This window comes from Nitrospinaceae bacterium (assembly GCA_018669005.1).
Taxonomy (GTDB): domain Bacteria; phylum UBA8248; class UBA8248; order UBA8248; family UBA8248; genus UBA8248.
In genome coordinates this window covers 180,311-197,271 of sequence record JABJAL010000020.1, presented here as the reverse complement: position 1 = coordinate 197,271, position 16,961 = coordinate 180,311, and the positions used below count along the sequence as shown (strand labels likewise).

The 16,961-nt window shown below is 55.5% G+C and carries 11 protein-coding genes; 10 read left to right on the top strand and 1 reads right to left on the bottom strand.

The features are described 5' to 3' along the window. The coding region (locus HOJ95_02955) for a hypothetical protein (GenBank protein MBT6393643.1) at positions 1 to 929 on the bottom strand (929 nt) is incomplete at its 3' end. Between the two features lie 202 nt (positions 930 to 1,131). On the opposite strand from HOJ95_02955, the gene HOJ95_02950 reads away from it, so the two are divergent. The 10 genes from HOJ95_02950 to bamA all read left to right on the top strand — a co-directional run bounded on the left by HOJ95_02950 (position 1,132) and on the right by bamA (position 16,928). Next, the gene (locus tag HOJ95_02950; protein MBT6393642.1) at positions 1,132 to 1,656 is read left to right on the top strand and encodes an HNH endonuclease; all 525 of its coding nucleotides are present in this window, start codon (positions 1,132 to 1,134) and stop codon (positions 1,654 to 1,656) included. Positions 1,657 to 1,749: 93 nt separating this feature from the next. Beyond that, positions 1,750 to 3,768 carry an excinuclease ABC subunit UvrB gene (gene uvrB / locus HOJ95_02945; GenBank protein ID MBT6393641.1) on the top strand — a complete coding sequence of 673 codons (2,019 nt, stop codon included), beginning with the start codon at positions 1,750 to 1,752 and terminating at the stop codon, positions 3,766 to 3,768. Continuing rightward, positions 3,765 to 5,738 (top strand): excinuclease ABC subunit UvrC, encoded by a 1,974-nt coding sequence (gene uvrC / locus HOJ95_02940; GenBank protein ID MBT6393640.1) that lies wholly within the window; start codon positions 3,765 to 3,767, stop codon positions 5,736 to 5,738. The genes uvrB and uvrC overlap by 4 nt, the downstream gene beginning before the upstream one ends. Continuing rightward, a complete protein-coding gene (gene lnt, locus HOJ95_02935) occupies positions 5,735 to 7,267 on the top strand; it encodes an apolipoprotein N-acyltransferase (protein MBT6393639.1) in 1,533 nt (510 codons plus the stop codon). Before uvrC ends, lnt begins: the two co-directional genes overlap by 4 nt. A gap of 67 nt (positions 7,268 to 7,334) precedes the next feature. Then, positions 7,335 to 8,466, top strand: a protein-coding gene (locus tag HOJ95_02930) for a peptide chain release factor 2 (protein ID MBT6393638.1) whose coding sequence is annotated in 2 segments (ribosomal slippage) — positions 7,335 to 7,400 and positions 7,402 to 8,466 — 1,131 coding nt in all. Because the reading frame shifts where the segments join, the coding sequence is not laid out codon by codon here. A gap of 51 nt (positions 8,467 to 8,517) precedes the next feature. Continuing rightward, positions 8,518 to 10,083: a lysine--tRNA ligase gene (lysS, locus tag HOJ95_02925; GenBank protein MBT6393637.1), complete on the top strand. Its 1,566-nt coding sequence runs from the start codon at positions 8,518 to 8,520 to the stop codon at positions 10,081 to 10,083. Positions 10,084 to 10,086: 3 nt separating this feature from the next. Then, positions 10,087 to 11,343, top strand: coding sequence for a lipoprotein-releasing ABC transporter permease subunit (locus HOJ95_02920; GenBank protein ID MBT6393636.1), 1,257 nt, complete (start codon positions 10,087 to 10,089; stop codon positions 11,341 to 11,343). 91 nt (positions 11,344 to 11,434) lie between these two features. Next, the gene (locus HOJ95_02915) at positions 11,435 to 12,067 is read left to right on the top strand and encodes an ATP-binding cassette domain-containing protein (protein MBT6393635.1); all 633 of its coding nucleotides are present in this window, start codon (positions 11,435 to 11,437) and stop codon (positions 12,065 to 12,067) included. Positions 12,068 to 12,090: 23 nt separating this feature from the next. After that, positions 12,091 to 14,535, top strand: a complete 2,445-nt coding sequence (locus HOJ95_02910; protein MBT6393634.1) for an ATP-dependent Clp protease ATP-binding subunit — start codon at positions 12,091 to 12,093, stop codon at positions 14,533 to 14,535. A 56-nt stretch (positions 14,536 to 14,591) separates the two neighbouring features. Next, positions 14,592 to 16,928 carry an outer membrane protein assembly factor BamA gene (gene bamA, locus HOJ95_02905; GenBank protein ID MBT6393633.1) on the top strand — a complete coding sequence of 779 codons (2,337 nt, stop codon included), beginning with the start codon at positions 14,592 to 14,594 and terminating at the stop codon, positions 16,926 to 16,928. Positions 16,929 to 16,961: the final 33 nt, after the last annotated feature.

Genomic DNA, 16,961 nt, shown 5'->3' with positions numbered 1-16,961 from the left:
TTGAGGAGAGCGGTGTGGGTGGTTTTCTGCAGAGCAAAGTCGAGTGTTGTCCGGATGGTGAGGCCGCTTCGGTAGAGTGCAGATCCGTAGCGCCGGCCGAGTTTGCGGCGAATGCGCTCGGCAAAATAGGCCACCTCGGGCGAGGTATTGAGTGCGCGCGGAACGAGGCGCAGAGGCGCCTCGGCGGCGGCGGCTTCTTGCTCGGGGGTGATGTTGCCCACCTCTCGCATGCGCTTGAGAACAAGGCGGCGGCGCTTGATGGCGTTCTCGGGCCGGGTTCTCGGGTTAAAGCGCGAGGGCGCCTTGGGCAAACCTGCAATCGTGGACGCCTCATCGAGGGTGAGCTTGCCCACGCTTTTTCCGAAGTAGGAGAGCGCGGCGGCCTCGACCCCATAGGCGCCCGAGCCCAAATAAATCTGGTTAAGATAGAACTCTAGAATTTCGTCCTTCGTGAAGCGCCGCTCAATTTCAAGGGCGAGCAAGGCCTCGCGAATTTTACGGGTCAGCGTGCGCTCGGGGGTAAGAAAGAGGACCTTGGCGAGCTGCTGTGTAATAGTCGAGCCGCCCTGCACCAGGCGACCGGCTCGCAGGTTGCGCCAAAAGGCGCGGAAAATATCTCGTGTGCTAACGCCAGGGTGTTTGTAGAAGCGGGCGTCCTCTATAGCGAGGAAGGCCTGGCGCAGCTGAACGGGAATTCGCGAAAGGGGAATGGGCACCCTGCGCTCCTGAAAAAGCTCGGAGATGAGGCGGCTGTCTTTGGCATAGACGCGGGTGATGGTGCTGGGTCGGTAGTCACGCAGGTATTCGAGCTCGGGGAAGTTGTAGAAATAGGAAAATCCCGCCCCCGCCCCGCCCCCGAGGGCCAGGGCGAACATGGCCAGGATGAGAAAAATCCTTGTTCGCCTCTTTGTCGTTTTGCCAGAACTCAATGCGCCACCTCTCCTCGTCTGCCTTAGCGTTTCGCGGCAGGATAAACGCCGTCGTTCGCGGCCGCAAGAGGAGGCTCACCAAGCCCCCCGGTGCCAGAATACATCGTTGACAATGGTGGCCCCTAGATACGATAAAGTATTATCAGCCTGTGGAGATTTTGTTTCGATCCGTCCGTTGTCCACTCGCTTCGAGGGAGGTGGCATGATCGAGTCCGTTCGCGTTCTTGTGCTCAATCAGACCTATGAGCCCATCAATGTATGTGGTGCGCGGCGCGCGGTTCGAATGATGCTGCTGGGAAAGGCGGAGACGATTGAGATGGACGGCGTGATGGTTCGTAGCGAGCGGATGTCGTTCCGCATGCCGGTGGTAATAAGGCTTCTGCGTTTTGCCCATGTGCCCCGCAAGGCGGAGGTTCCCTTCAACAAGAAAAACGTGTTCCGTCGAGACGGCCACACCTGCCAGTACTGTGGCTCGGCCACCGATTTGACAATCGATCATATCGTGCCCCTCTCAAAGGGCGGGCGGGGAAGCTGGGAGAATGTCGTTTGTTGTTGTCGCAAGTGCAACGCCCGAAAAGGAAACCGGCTACCCGAGGACAATGGCATGCGCCTGCTCCGCCCGGCCAAAAAGCCAAAGTACTATCCCTTTGAATGGATGGGCGCCCGCATGAATGGCTCGCACCAGACGCAATGGGAAAAATATCTCGCCCCCTTCGTCTCATTATAGACCGCCCTTTATTATCCTCTCCCAATTCGATAGATTGTCCTGTTGGAGATGTGTTTCCGAGACTGCCGCCTTTAAAAATGGGTTTTTATTTCGATGAGCGAATTTCAGCTTGTCTCAGATTTTCTGCCGACAGGTGATCAGCCACAGGCCATAGATGCGCTCACCAAGGGTTTCGAGGGCAGCGAGCGCGAGCAGATCTTGCTCGGCGTCACCGGCTCAGGCAAGACCTTCACCATGGCGAACGTCATTGCCCGCCTCGGGAAGCCCACCCTCGTCGTTGCCCACAACAAGACTCTCGCCGCCCAGCTCTTCAACGAGTTCAGGAATTTTTTCCCCCACAACGCGGTCGAATATTTCGTCAGCTACTACGACTACTACCAGCCCGAGGCCTACGTTCCGACGACAGACACCTATATCGAAAAGGACTCGGCCATAAACGATGAGCTCGACCGCCTGCGTCACTCGGCCACACGCTCGGCACTTACGCGCAAGGACGTCATCATCGTTGCCAGCGTAAGTTCGATCTACGGCCTGGGTTCTCCCTCGGACTACTATGATCTGCACATCCATCTTGAACGAGGGCAGGAGTTGAATCGCGAGGAGCTTTTGACCCAGCTCGTCCGTATTCAGTACCGGCGCAATGACATGGATCTCCTGCGCTCCACTTTCCGCGCCCGGGGCGATGTGGTGGAGGTCATTCCCGCGCATGAGGAGGACCAAGCCCTCCGTGTCGAATTTTTTGGAGACGAGATAGACGAAATCAGCGAGATTGATCCGCTACGCGGCACAGTGCTCCGAAGTATCGAGCAAGTCGAAATTTATCCGAGCAGCCATTACATCACGCCCGAGGAGCGCCTTTCGCGGGCCAAGGAAAGCATCGAGGAGGAGCTTTGGCGCCAGGTGGCCGACCTGAATGCCCAGGGCCTTGAACTTGAGGCCCAGCGTATTCGCCAGCGCACCCTTCAGGACATGGAAATGCTGCGCGAGGTGGGCTACTGCCACGGCATCGAAAACTACAGCCGCCACCTCGATGGCCGCGATCCGGGGGAGGCGCCCTCGACACTTTTCTCTTATCTCTCACGCGATCACCTCGTCATCGTTGACGAGAGCCACCAGAGCATCCCTCAACTCCGGGCGATGTATAAGGGCGACCGCTCGCGGAAAGAGAATCTTGTTCGCTATGGTTTTCGCCTGCCCTCGGCGGTCGATAACCGCCCGCTCAAGTTCGAGGAATTCGAGGAGCAGTGGGGCAGTATTTGCTACATATCGGCCACACCGGGCCCCTATGAGCTCGAAAAGACAGGGGGGGTCGTCGTCGAGCAGGTTCTTCGACCGACAGGGCTTGTGGACCCGCCGGTCGAGATACGTCCGGCGCAAGGCCAGGTGGACGATCTCCTGGGCGAGGTGAGAAAGGCGGTTGCGCGAGGCGAGCGTATTCTCGTCACCACACTGACTAAGCGGTTCTCCGAGGATTTGACCGAGTACTACGATGACCTTGGTGTTCGAGTTCGTTATTTGCACAGCGACATTGAAACCCTAGAGCGGGTAAAGATCATTCGCGATCTTCGCTCGGGCGAATTCGATGTGTTGATCGGAATCAACCTATTGAGAGAGGGCTTGGATTTGCCCGAGGTAGCGCTTGTGGCAATTTTTGACGCAGATAAAGAAGGCTTTTTGCGCTCGGATACCTCAATGATTCAGACATCGGGCCGTGCCGCGCGTCATATTGATGGGCGGGTGATCATGTACGCGGATCGCGTAACCGGCTCGATGCAGCGGGCACTCGATGAGATGAGCCGGCGGCGGACCATTCAGATGGCCTACAACGAGGAGAACGGAATTACGCCGAGATCGATAAGCCGCTCGATGGACGGGATGATTGAGAGTGTGGGCGAGATGGACTATGTGGATTTGACGGCGGGCGTTGCCGAGGAGGAGTCGCTCTGGGACGGGATGAGCGAGGAGGAGGCCGTTGACCTCGGGAAGCTTCGCGAGCAGATGCGCGAGGCGGCGCAAAAACTCGAGTTCGAGCGTGCCGCAGAGCTTCGTGACCGGATACAGGCCATCGAGCGGCGCCAAATCGGTGTCCTCGGCGGGGAGCGGGTGCCATGAGCGCACAAGATGTGAAACCCGATTCAGAGATGGCAAAGACCTCTCCGGAGCAGGATCTTCCGGAGCAAGATTCTATGGAACAGGTCCGCCCGGAGAAGGTGGTTGCCACCATCGACAGGGCGGTGATCAAACGTCTTCCCGAAAAGCCAGGCATCTATATTTTTAAAAACTCTGAGGGTGATGTTCTCTATATTGGCAAAGCCGTGCGCCTCAGAAGCCGGGTGCGTAGCTATTTTGGAAAATCGACCGGGCGCGGCCCCTGGATTGAGAAAATGGTGCGCGAGGTGTCGGTGATAGAACACGTTGTCACCGCGACCGAGCTTGAGGCCCTCATCCTTGAGAACAACTACATTAAAAGGCACAAGCCGCGCCACAATCTTTTGTTGCGCGATGACAAGCATTTCCCATATCTCAAACTCAGTGTGAATGAGGATTATCCACGCTTGAGTATCGTGCGAAGCCCTGCCGGGGACGGGGCCGAATATCTGGGGCCGTTTCCTGCCTCAGGACGGCTGCGCCGGACGATTCGATTTCTCCATAAAACGTTCAACATACGTCCCTGCACTGGAGGGATAGAGGATAAGACGGCGAAGCGATGTATTTATTTCCAGATGGGGCAGTGCCTCGGGCCCTGCGATGGGCTTCAGACGAAAGAGGGGTACGACGCGAAAATCGCGGACGCTCTCGACTTTTTAAAAGGTAAGAACACCGAGCTTGAGGCGAAGCTCAAGCGCGAGATGGCCGATCACGCCGAGGCCATGCGCTACGAGAAGGCCGCGAAGGTGCGCGATCAGATACGTGCCATCGACGTGGTGTTTGAAAAGCAAGAGATGGTCACGCCCCTTGGCGGGGACCAGGATATTTTGGGTCTTCATCGCAAGGATGACCGAGCGTATTTTAGGCTTTTTTTCGTCCGGGGAGGGCGCTTGCTGGGCGATCAGGTCTTCACGCTCTCATTTAAGAGCGAGCTGGACGATAGCGAGGCCGTCTCGGCGTTCATCAAGCAGTATTACATGGGGCAATCCTACTTTCCGGCCGAGGTGTTGTTGTCCGCCACGCCGCCCGATGCCGAGGTCATTGCCCGGTGGCTCACCGAGCGGCGCGGGCGCAAGGTGGATGTGCTCATTCCCCGGCGCGGGAGCAAGCGTCGTCTTGTCGATATGGCCTGCGAGAATGCTATTCAGGCGCTTGTGCAGGGCGAGGAGCGCCTTAGTAAAGATCAAGCGACCCTTGAGGCCGTCAGGCTGGCGCTCGGGCTCGACGATCTCCCGCATCGCATAGAGGCTTTTGATATCTCAAATTTGCACGGCCATCAGATTGTAGGTGCGAGCGTGACTTTTCAGGCGGGGCGTTCTCTCAAGGACGGCTATCGCCGCTACCGGGTCCGCTCGGTGGTGGGGGAGGCCGATGATTTCGCCGCAATGCGCGAAATTGTTTCAAGGCGCTGCGAGCGAATTGTGAACGAGGGGGGCGAGATGCCCGATTTGATTCTCATCGATGGTGGCAAGGGGCAGCTATCCTCGGCCGCCGCCGCCCTTGAGGCGGTGGGTATCGCCGATGTGGGGCTGTGTTCAATCTCGAAGGGGAGGACGGCGGACAATCCTGACGATCAGGACGTGTTCTTCCTGCCTGGGGTCTCGGAGCCGATTCGTATGAAAGAGGGGAGCCCGGAGAAGCTTCTTCTTCAGCGCATACGAGATGAGGTGCACCGCTTTGCCGTGACGTATCACCGAAGCCGACGTGCGAAGGAGGATCTGCGTAGCGGGCTCGACGATGTGCCGGGCCTGGGCCCGAAGCGGCGCCGGAACCTACTCCGCGTCTTCGGAAGTCTGCGCGGGGTGCTTGAGGCATCCGACGAGCAGCTTTTGGAAGTTGAGGGGGTCACGCCGCGTCTGTTATCCGCCATTCGGGAGCATCTGGGTGGGCGCGAGCAAGACGGCGCCCCTGCTGGAGAGGAGAGCACGCAATGACGTGGCGCGATATGGGTTTTGCCGCGCTCGCGGGGCTCATGCTGGGCTCTTTGTTTCCGCCTTTTACTTTCGAGGCGATTGCGTGGGTGGCGCTCTTTCCCCTTCTGTGGACGCTTGATGAAAAATCCCCGCTTGAGGGAGCTATTCTTGGGTTTGTCACGGGCTTCATCGGCTACCTGATAATTATCTGGTGGGTCGAGGTGACAATGGTCAACTACGGGGGGCTCCCTGCGCCGTTGGCCTGGCTGCTGGCTCTGACGCTGGCGGGTTATATCGGTCTCTACGTAGCTGCCTTTGGCTATCTGCTGACCTGGATGACACCCTCGAGTGGCTATTCACGAATGATCATGGCTCCGATCATTTGGGTTGCGCTCGAGCTTGTCCGCGCCTATTTCCTCTCGGGTTTTCCCTGGGCGCTGCTCGGCTACAGTCAGTACCGCGTTCTGTCGGTAATCCAAATCGCCGACCTTGTAGGTGTTTACGGTGTCTCGTTTTTTATCGTGTTGATCAACGCGATTTTCTGGCATTTTTTCCGCAACACGGATAGGGCGCCTGTTGTCGTTTTGGGGGGCGGTGTACTCGCCGCCGCCATTGTTGTGGGCTATGGCTATCTTCGTCTTCAGGAGTTGCCCGAGGAGATGGGCCCCCCGAGGCCCGTCGGAATTGTTCAGCCCGACACCCGTCCGGATCAAAAGTGGGTGCCCGGAAGGCGGGCGGCCATCGTTGGCGAGTTGACGAAGCTGACCGGCGCTTTGAGCGAGGACTTTCAGAATATGAGTCGCCCCGTCCCGCCTCTTATCGTGTGGCCTGAGGCCGCAGCGCCCTTTGTCTACTCCGAGGAGCCGGGGTGGCAAAAACGCCTTGCTGATATCGCACGTCGCGCAGGGAGCTACATCCTGTTCGGCTCCCTTTCCGCCAAGCGTGATGGGGAGGCGCTCAACCTCTACAATTCGGCCTACCTCCTTGGACCGGACGGCAAGGATGAGGGGCGCTACGACAAAATGCATCTTGTGCCCTTTGGTGAGTATGTCCCGCTGAAGTGGCTCCTTTTCTTTGTTGAGAAATTTGTGCCCGTCATCGGAAGATTCGAGAGCGGCGAGGAGGCTCGCATTTTTGACGTGCCAGGTGGCCGGTTCGGGGTGCTCATATGCTTTGAGGTGATCTTCCCCCGTGTCGTTCGCCGAATGAGCGAGGCGGGGTTTTTGGTCAACATCACGAATGATGCCTGGTTTGGGCGCACAGCCGCCTCCGAGCAACATCTCTCGATGGTGGCCATGCGGGCGGTGGAATTTCGCACCCCCATCATTCGCGCCGCGAACACAGGCATCAGCTCCATCGTCGAGGCAACCGGGGCGGTGCGATTCAGAAGCCCGTTGTTTGAAAAATGGCGCAAAGCCGACACCGTTTCCCCGCGAACGGGGCCGCCCACAATTTATGCACGTATTGGAGACACGTTTGCCATCTTGTGTCTCCTCATGACGCTTCTGGCAGGATGGCTCGCCTGGATCCGCCGCCATCCGCGGTTGTGATATGATTGCCGCCGGTCGCCCGGCTGAATTGTAGGGATGGGTGCTTTGGCGCCCTCTGAGGGGAGTGATGGAAGAGTATATTAAAAAGTGTGACTGGCTGGAGGCGCGCCTCCTTGAACTCCGAGGTCGGCTTTGACCTCGATAGACATGAAGCAGAGTGCGCACGACTAGACAAGCTTGCAGGCGGGGAAGGATTCTGGGATGACGCGGAATCGGCCCAGAATACTTTGCGGCAGCGCGCTATTCTACAGCGGACGATAGATGCCTGGACGGACATTCAGAAAAAATTGACTGAGCAGGTCGAGCTCATCCAGCTTATCGAGATGGAAGGGGGCGCGCCCGATTCAGAGCTCGTTGGTGAGCTGGTCGTTGCCCTTGAGGAAGTTGAAAAAGAGCAGGAGCAACTTGAATTCCGCCTCGTGATGGATTCCGAGGAGGACCCCGGAAACGCCATCCTCTCGGTGAACGCAGGCGCTGGCGGCGTTGAGAGCCAAGACTGGGCAGAGACGCTGCTTCGCATGTATTCGAGATGGTCCGAGGCGCATGGCTGCACGTCCAAGCTTGTCTCAATTCTGGTGGGCGATGAGGCGGGCATCAAGAACGCCACCCTGATGATTCAGGGCGATTATGCCTATGGCTATCTTCGGGCGGAGATGGGTGTTCATCGCCTGGTCCGTATTTCACCATACGATACCGCCTCGCGGCGCCACACCTCTTTCGCCTCTGTGGACGTGGCCCCCGAGGTCTCGGATGATGTGGAAATCGAGATTGACGAGGGCGACCTTCGCATCGATGTCTACCGGAGTTCGGGTGCCGGCGGCCAGCACGTGAACACGACAGACTCAGCGGTGCGCATCACGCATGCACCATCGGGCATCGTCGTCACATGTCAGAACGAGCGGAGCCAGCATAAAAATCGCGCCACCGCGATGAAGTTGCTCCGGGCGCAACTCTACAAACGAGAGATAGAAAAACGTGAGGCTGAAAAAGAGCAGCTTCACGCCGCGAAAAAATCGATCAGCTTTGGGAGCCAGATACGCTCCTACGTCCTCCATCCCTACCAGATGGTGAAGGATCACCGCACGGATGAGGAAACTTCGAATGTCGATGCCGTCTTGGACGGTGACATCGACAAATTTATCGACGCCTATCTGTTGTCCCTGATCGAGGGGCGGGCCGAGGCTCGCTCCAAGAGTTAGATTCAAAGGCTAGGCGGATAATGTCATTTACCAGCAAGGACGCGAATTGAAATGAGTGAGTCGCCAGATCAGAAGAACCAGGACAAGGCCTCGGAGGAGGAAGTCGCCGGGGATGCCGAGGGCCAGATCAGCGAGCTGGTCGAGCAGCGCCGCCGTAAGGTTGAGGCCATTCGAGCAGAGGGCGGGGATCCTTTTCCCAACCGCTATGCGACAACCCATCGCATTGGCGAGATCGTCACGGAGTTGGGTGATCTCACCGATGAGCAATACGAGGAGACAAAAACGGGTCACTACGCCGTCGCGGGCCGGGTGATGGCTAAACGCCTCCAGGGCAAGGTCGTGTTCATGGACCTGCGCGATGGAACGGCGCGGATTCAGCTATTCATACGCATGAATGACCTGGGCGAGGAGAAATTTGCGGCTGTTAAGGAACTCGACATCGGCGATATCGTCGGCTGCGAGGGCGGCGTCTTCAAAACGCGCACGGGCGAGCTTTCTGTCTATGTGCGCGATCTTCAGCTTTTGACCAAGAGCATGTATCCGCTGCCCGAAAAATGGCACGGTCTTCAGAACGTCGAGACGCGCTACCGCCAGCGATACGTTGACCTCATTGCCAATCCCGATGTCCTTGAAATTTTCAAGAAACGCTCAAAAATGATTCAGCTTTTTCGCCGTTTTCTCGATGATCGGGGTTTTCTTGAAGTTGAAACACCGATGATGCAGTCCATTGCCGGGGGTGCGACGGCGCGGCCCTTCGTCACCCACCACAATACGCTCGACATGGACCTATTCCTCCGGGTGGCGCCCGAGCTTTATTTAAAGCGCCTCGTTGTCGGCGGCATGGATCGCGTATACGAGATCAATCGAAATTTTCGAAACGAGGGAATTTCGATTCAGCACAATCCGGAGTTCACCATGGTCGAGTTCTACATGGCCTATGCGGACTACAACGATTTGATGAATCTTACCGAGGAGATGCTATGCGGCATCGCCCGGGAGGTTGCCGGGAGTGACACGGTGACATATGGGGGCGAGGAAATTTCGTTCGCCGCCCCATGGGCCCGCTATAAATGGCGCGACTCGATAGTCGAGATCGGAGGGTGCCCTCCCGGAGTCCTAGAAGGCCACTCCACCGCCCGGGATTATGCCCGTACCCTTGCCGCAAAGACGGGCTATCCAATCCCCGATGACATGAAATTCGTCCACATGCTCGAGTACCTCTTCGAGGAGACGGTGGAGCCTAAGCTCCGCCAGCCCACGTTTATCTATGATTTCCCGCGGGCGCTCTCGCCGCTGTCGAAAAGCCGCGAGGATGATCCCGAGACGGTCGAGCGATTTGAACTCATCGTCGCCGGGCGCGAGATTGCCAACGCTTATACCGAGTTGAACGACCCCGATGATCAACGGGCTCGCTTTGAGGCCCAGGCGGCAGCGAAGGCGGCCGGAGACGAGGAGGCGCATGAGGTGGACTGGGATTATCTGCGCGCCCTCGAATACGGCCTTCCGCCAACCGCGGGCGAGGGAATTGGCATTGATCGTCTGATCATGCTCCTGACAGATTCGCAATCAATACGGGACGTCATTCTCTTTCCTCTTCTTCGAAAGATTCAGGATTAGCGCGTGAAAATACCCGTCGAGCTTTTTATCGGGATGCGGCACCTGCGCTCGAAGAAAAAAAACGCTTTTGTCTCCATTACAACGTGGATTTCTGTGCTGGGTATTTCTTTGGGCGTTGCTACGCTAATTGTCGTGGTGGGTGTCATGTCGGGCTTTGAGCGCGAGTTGCGCAGTAAAATTCTTGGCACCCAGAGCCACGTTGTTGTGGTCGAGTCCGGCGAAGCTTCGATGAAAAAATGGGATGATGTCCTTAAACTTGTGCGAAAAGATTCGGAGGTCGTGGCGGCATCGCCTTTTGTTTTTGGCCAGGCGATGCTCTCCTCGAATGGGAGTGTTACAGGCGCGGTTGTCCGCGGCATAGACCCGGTGCGTGAAAAGGATGTCACCAACCTTGCTGCCTATATGCGGGCGGGCTCTCTCGATAGCCTCTCGGCGGAGGGCGGGATGCCGGGCGTCATTCTGGGCTCCGAGTTGGCCTCGTCGCTGGGTCTTCAGCTTGGCATGGAGGTGACGATTATAAGTCCCGTCGGCGCTATTACGCCGATGGGGGTGCTTCCAAAATCGAAAACATTTAAGACGACCGGGATTTTCCGGAGTGGTTTTTATCAGTACGACTCAGGGATGGCGCTTATCGACATGAAGGTGAGTCAGGATTTTTTTGGTCTTGGGGCAGGCGTGACTGGAGTTCATATGAAGGTTAAGGAAATTTTCGGGGCAGAGCGGGTGTCGCGCCGTCTTCAAAAGGATTTGCTCTATCCCTACTGGGTGCGCTCCTGGCAGTTGATGAACCGAAATCTTTTCTCGGCATTGAAGACAGAAAAAACGACGATGACGATTCTCCTTTTGCTGGTAATCGTGGTGGCCGCCTTTAATATCATCGGCTCGCTCATTATGGTGGTGATGGAAAAGGGCCGGGAAATTGCAATTTTAAAATCCATGGGGGCGACCCGAGGGGTCATTCTCCGAATTTTTTTCATCCAAGGGGCGGTAATGGGTCTGGCCGGGGCCGTTCTGGGAACAATTGGCGGGCTGGTTTTAGGCTGGAATCTTGGAGTGGTCGAGTCATTTTTGGAAAATTATTTTGGTTTGGACATCCTCCCACCCAGCGTCTACAATATTAGTCGGCTCCCGGTGCACATGACGGTGTCTGATGTGACGCTCATGGCACTTGGGGCCTTTTTGATCAGTCTGTTAGCGACGGTTTATCCTGCTTGGAGGGCTTCTCGCGTCGATCCCGTGGAGGTGCTTCGGTATGGCTGATTCGGCCTCTGATGAAGTGGCAGATTATTCCCAACATGCTGATAAAAAAGATGTTATAGTTTCAGCCCGCGCAATTGAGAAGGTTTATCCGATGGCAGGCGGGGAGGTTCAGGTCTTATGTGGACTAGACCTGGATGTTTATTTTGGCGAAACTATGGCGATAACGGGGGCATCAGGAGCCGGAAAAAGTACGCTACTCCATATCCTGGGAGCCTTGGATCGCCCTACTGGCGGCGAGATCATATATAAAGGAGATCAGATCTCGCAGGTGCCGGACGCTGAGCTGGCGATGTTTCGAAATCGAGAAATCGGTTTTGTGTTTCAATTTCATCACCTTCTTCCGGAGTTTTCTGCGCTGGAAAATGTTACAATACCGGGGTTGTTGAGAGGAGACGCCCGCGGAGAACTAGAAGAAAGGGCACGAAGTCTTATCAAGAGAGTAGGATTAAGTGGTAGGATTAATCATCGGCCCTCGGAATTATCGGGGGGCGAGCAGCAAAGAGTGGCTATAGCTAGGGCTTTGGTGAACCGGCCGGCACTGATACTGGCCGATGAGCCAACAGGCAACCTTGATTCAGGCACGGCGAATTCGATTTTCGATTTAATGCAGGAGATTAATCGAGCCGACGGAGTGACGTTTTTGGTGGCTACGCACAATGCTTCAATCGCCGCTAGAATGAATCGTCAGGCTGTCATGGTGGATGGTCGAATTGACGCCGGGTAACAGAAACTCGCAAGGAGGGCGGTATGTTTAAACGTTTCACGGAGCGCGCCCGTAAGGTCATCATCCTCGCCAGAGAGGAAGCGGATAATTATCGGCATGAATATCTGGGTACTGAACATATTCTGCTGGGCGTGTTGAAGGATGGCGGCGGCATTGCGATAGCGGTTCTTCAAAAACTAGGTGTTGATCCGAAGCAGTTGCGCCTGGAGTTAGAAAGAAATCTGCCCAAGAGCACGAGCGGGCCGGTCGAGGGTGACATACCCTTTACCCCCAAGGCAAAAAAAGTTCTTGAATATGCCGTAGAAGAGGCCCGTCTGATGGGCCATAACTACATCGGCACCGAGCATCTTCTGCTTGGAATCGTCCGCGAGAAAGACGGCCTTGCGGCTAAGATTCTTGGCAGCTTTGGCGTGAAGCTTCAGCAGACACGCGAGCAGACGATCAACCTGCTTCGCGAGCCGGTTGCCACGCGTGCGCGTGACAAGAGCAAGACCCCGGCGCTCGATGAATTTGGTCGCGATCTGACCGAGCTGGCCGAGGAGAACAAACTCGACCCGGTCATCGGTCGGAGCGATGAGATTGAACGTGTAATTCAGATCCTTGCCCGTCGCACGAAGAACAACCCTGTTCTGATTGGCGAGCCGGGTGTGGGTAAGACGGCCATCGTCGAGGGCTTGGCCCAGATGATTGTCGCCAAGGAAGTGCCTCAGATTTTGAGTGGCAAGCGGGTTGTGGCGCTTGACCTGGGTGCGCTTGTCGCCGGCACAAAATACCGTGGCCAGTTCGAGGCGCGCCTTAAGGCCATTATGAAGGAGATCACGCAGAGCCAGGATGTGATCATTTTCATCGACGAACTGCATACCCTCGTGGGCGCTGGTGCTGCCGAGGGCTCAATCGACGCATCGAACATGCTCAAGCCCGCGCTTAGCCGCGGTGAGGTGCAGTGCATTGGTGCGACTACGCTTGATGAATATCGCAAGTACATCGAGAAAAACGGTGCACTTGAGCGGCGCTTCCAGAGCATCATGGTGGAACCGCCCTCGAACGACGATGCCGTCAGTATCCTGCGCGGCCTCAAAGATAAATATGAGAAGCACCACAAGGCCCGCATCGTTGACGATGCGATTATCTCAGCGGTGAAGCTTTCCTCGCAGTATGTCTCGGATCGCTATCTGCCTGATAAGGCAATTGACGTCATCGACGAGGCTTGCAGTAAGGTTCGTCTTGAGAAGGAAACATTCCCGAGCTCAATCCGGGAGCTTCAGCGCCAGATCGAGGATACGGTTCGCCTCAAGAAGGATATGATCGAAAATCAGGATTTTGAGAAAGCCGTGGAGCTTCGCGATCAAGAAGAGCAGGATCGCGGGCGCCTCGATGAACTCAAGTCCGAGTGGGAGGCTGATCAGACTGACGAGGAGGCGCTGGTCACTGAGGACGATGTGGCTTATGTCGTCAGCCGCATGACGGGCATTCCTCTCCAGCGGATCGAGGAGGTGGAGAACGAAAAGCTCCTTCGCATGGAAGAGGAGTTGAACAGTAAGATTATTGGTCAAGAAGAGGCTACCCGCCTCCTCACCAAGGCGGTTCGCCGCTCCCGCGCGGGACTCAAAAATCCCAAGCGCCCAATTGGCAGCTTTTTGTTCCTTGGCCCCACCGGCGTGGGTAAGACTGAAATGGCGCGAGTACTTGCCGAGTACATGTTTGGCGATGCCTCGGCGCTGATTCGCATCGACATGAGCGAGTACATGGAGCGCTTCAACGTCTCGCGCCTGACCGGGGCTCCTCCAGGTTATGTGGGATACGAGGAGGGCGGCCAGCTCACAGAGCGTGTTCGGCGCAAGCCCTACTCGGTCATTCTTCTCGACGAGATTGAAAAAGCCCATGCGGACATCTATCACATCCTGTTGCAGGTGATGGACGACGGTGCCTTGACGGACAGCTACGGGCGGCTCATCGACTTTAAAAACACGATCATCATCATGACCTCGAATCTGGCTACTCGTTCCATTGAAAAAGGAACATCCCTGGGCTTCCAGAAAGAGGAGGCAGGTCAGGGCTACGACCGGGTTAAGGATAATATCCGTGATGAGCTCAAAAAGACGTTTAATCCCGAGTTCCTGAACCGCATCGACGATGTTGTGATATTTGGGACGCTGGCCCACGAGAATATTCTTCAGATCGTGGACATCGAGATTGCCAAGGTGAATGAGACGCTCGCCGATAAGAGCTTGTCTCTCGAGTTGACCCAAGAGGCCAAGGATTGGCTGGGCAAGGAAGGCTACGATAAGGCCTACGGCGCCCGACCGCTCCGTCGGTGCATCCAGCGCCACATCGAGGACACACTCAGCGAGGAAGTCCTCCACGGGAAGTTCCAGGATGGGGGCGTGATCTTGGTCAAGCTCGCTGGCGATGAATTGGTGTTCGAGGCCAAGGAAGATACTGAAGTATTCAGCATCCAGGATGCCTGATATCAGTCCTGGGTTTTAATAAATAGCCCACTTTTTCCCCGCAGGGAGCCTGTTTCATGGCAATTTCAGCGAGGGCGGTGGCCTGCGTTTGTATATCCGTGTTGTGTCTCGCTTTTTCTACTCGAAGCGTCCCAGCGCAAGGATTAGATGTTGTCGCGCAGGCCCCTTCCCCGGCCATTACGATTAAGGCCGTAGAAATCCATGGCAATAAGCGCGTGGATCGATCAACCGTCCTTTTTTATATCAAGATTGCCGAAGGCAAAGCCTACACAAATGTCGAACTCGTTGAGCGTATCCGCGAGGATGTGCGCACCATCTACGGGCTCGGTTTTTTCCGTGACGTGAAGGTGGATGTCGAGCCCTTCGAGGGAGGGCTTCGCGTAGTTTATCGGGTCACGGAGAAGCCCACCATCCGTAAGGTCGAATTTCAAGGCAACATCAACGTCGATGAGGAAGACATCCGCGAGCGGCTCACCGTTAAAGTCCAGACGATCATCAACGAGGCGACGATCAAAGAAACGGTGCGCAATATCCGCAAGCTCTACCAGGAGAAGGGATATTATTTTGCGCGGGTCGAGGCTGTTCTAAAGGAAGGCACCCGGAATACGGTTGATGTTACTCTCGTAATTAATGAAGGCGAGAGAGTCGCTATAGAAACTATTATTTTTCGGGGCAATGAAAATATCTCAAGAAAAGATATTCTTAATGCCATATCTACCAGCGAGTCGGGGTTTTGGTCGTGGCTCACGGAATCGGGTATTTTCAGGGAAGATGAACTTGAGAAAGATCTTTTAAGGATAAAACTCCTCTATCGAACCCGTGGATATTTTAAGGTTCAGGTCAGTCAGCCGATTATCAAAGAAGACAGAGAACGGGGTAAGTTGAATATTGTTATCCCCATTAGTGAGGGTTCTGAGTACAACACTGGCGAAATCGAAATCCGGGGTGGAGAGGACGTTATCCCACCAGAAGAATTGCGGATTGATTTTCAACTCTTTCCAGGAGAGGTTTTCAATCAAACATTCCTGGTGGAGGACGTGCAGAGAGTTACGGCCGCTTTCGCCGCTCGTGGATATGCCTTCGCTGATGTTCGCTCCGCGACCGAGCCCGATGATGAAAAAAAGACGATTAAGGTGATCTATGAAATTAAAAAAGGTCGCCGTGTTTATATCGGTCGGGTTAAAGTGCAAGGAAATACGCGAACTCGCGAGAACGTCGTACGTCGTGAAGTGCGTGTAATCGAGGGTGCGCTCTACGATTCAAAAGCCCTCACCAAGACGCGCTCAAGGTTGAATCGAACTCAGTATTTTGGTGATGTGAGAGTTTTAGAAAAAAGACGTTCCGGGAGCCGAGATGTACTTGATATCGATATCAATCTCGAAGAGAGGCCAACGGGATCCGTCGGAGCAGGTGTAGGTTTTAGTAGTGATGAGGGTGCTCTAGTAACGGCGGTCATTCGAGAAGACAATCTGTTCGGGCGCGGCTATAAAGTTGGATTAAGGGGTAGCTTGTCATCCGTGAGCCAATCTGGGACCTTCTCATTCACGGACCCAAACTTTCAAGACAAAGATTTCTCTCTCGGCGGTGATTTGTTCATCACCGAGGAGGAATTTGCCACGTTCGACAACGAGCGAAAAGGTGCCCGGATTAACCTGGGCAAATCGTTGACTGACGATCTGACGGCTTTTCTTTCCTATGAACTTTCCACCTTTAAGATTACGGCGGTCTCGCCGTTTGCCCGGCAAGACATTATTGATTCAGAGGGCGATACGCAACTTGAGAGCCGGATGTCACCTTCGCTGGTTTACGACACCAGGAACCACCGCTTCCTACCAGAGGAGGGTACATTATTTGTCGTGAACCCAGCGATGTCGGGTGGCTTCATTGGCGGTGACATCGATGTTGGGTCTATGCGAATCGACTTCCGACAGTATCATAATGTTGGATCTAAACTTCGTTTCAGGTTGTTGAAAAACCTGATTTGGAGCTATAGAGTTGAATTGCGCTATGTTGACGCCCTGAGTGGGGAATTACCCGCATTCAGGCGGATATACCTTTCGGGGCAAGCGCCGCTTCGTGGTTTTGACCGGGACGACCTTGGTCCGAGGGATTCAGCCGGGGAGGCTATTGGCGGATACTCGACGGGGCTTATGTCTACAGAGTTTACACATCCGTTTTTTGGGCCTGCTCGCATAGCGTTTTTTCTGGATGTCGGGAACGTTTGGGAGCGGCACAATGCCTATGATTTAACTGACCTGAGGTATGGTGCCGGTGTTGGCCTGCGCGTGATTACCCCCTTTGGGCCTCTCAGATTAGATGTCGGCTACAAGCTGGACAAAAAGTCAGGAGAGCGTGACCGTGAAGTGCACTTCGGTCTTGGCGCATCGTTTTAAAGAGAGTTGGAAACTTTATTTAAACCCTGGAAA

Coding starts and splice junctions, on each gene's coding strand:
- HOJ95_02950 (MBT6393642.1), top strand. CDS start 1,132: ATGATCGAGTCCGTTCGCGTTCTTGTGCTCAATCAGACCTATGAGCCC.
- uvrB (MBT6393641.1), top strand. CDS start 1,750: ATGAGCGAATTTCAGCTTGTCTCAGATTTTCTGCCGACAGGTGATCAG.
- uvrC (MBT6393640.1), top strand. CDS start 3,765: ATGAGCGCACAAGATGTGAAACCCGATTCAGAGATGGCAAAGACCTCT.
- lnt (MBT6393639.1), top strand. CDS start 5,735: ATGACGTGGCGCGATATGGGTTTTGCCGCGCTCGCGGGGCTCATGCTG.
- lysS (MBT6393637.1), top strand. CDS start 8,518: ATGAGTGAGTCGCCAGATCAGAAGAACCAGGACAAGGCCTCGGAGGAG.
- HOJ95_02915 (MBT6393635.1), top strand. CDS start 11,435: ATGGCAGGCGGGGAGGTTCAGGTCTTATGTGGACTAGACCTGGATGTT.
- HOJ95_02910 (MBT6393634.1), top strand. CDS start 12,091: ATGTTTAAACGTTTCACGGAGCGCGCCCGTAAGGTCATCATCCTCGCC.
- bamA (MBT6393633.1), top strand. CDS start 14,592: ATGGCAATTTCAGCGAGGGCGGTGGCCTGCGTTTGTATATCCGTGTTG.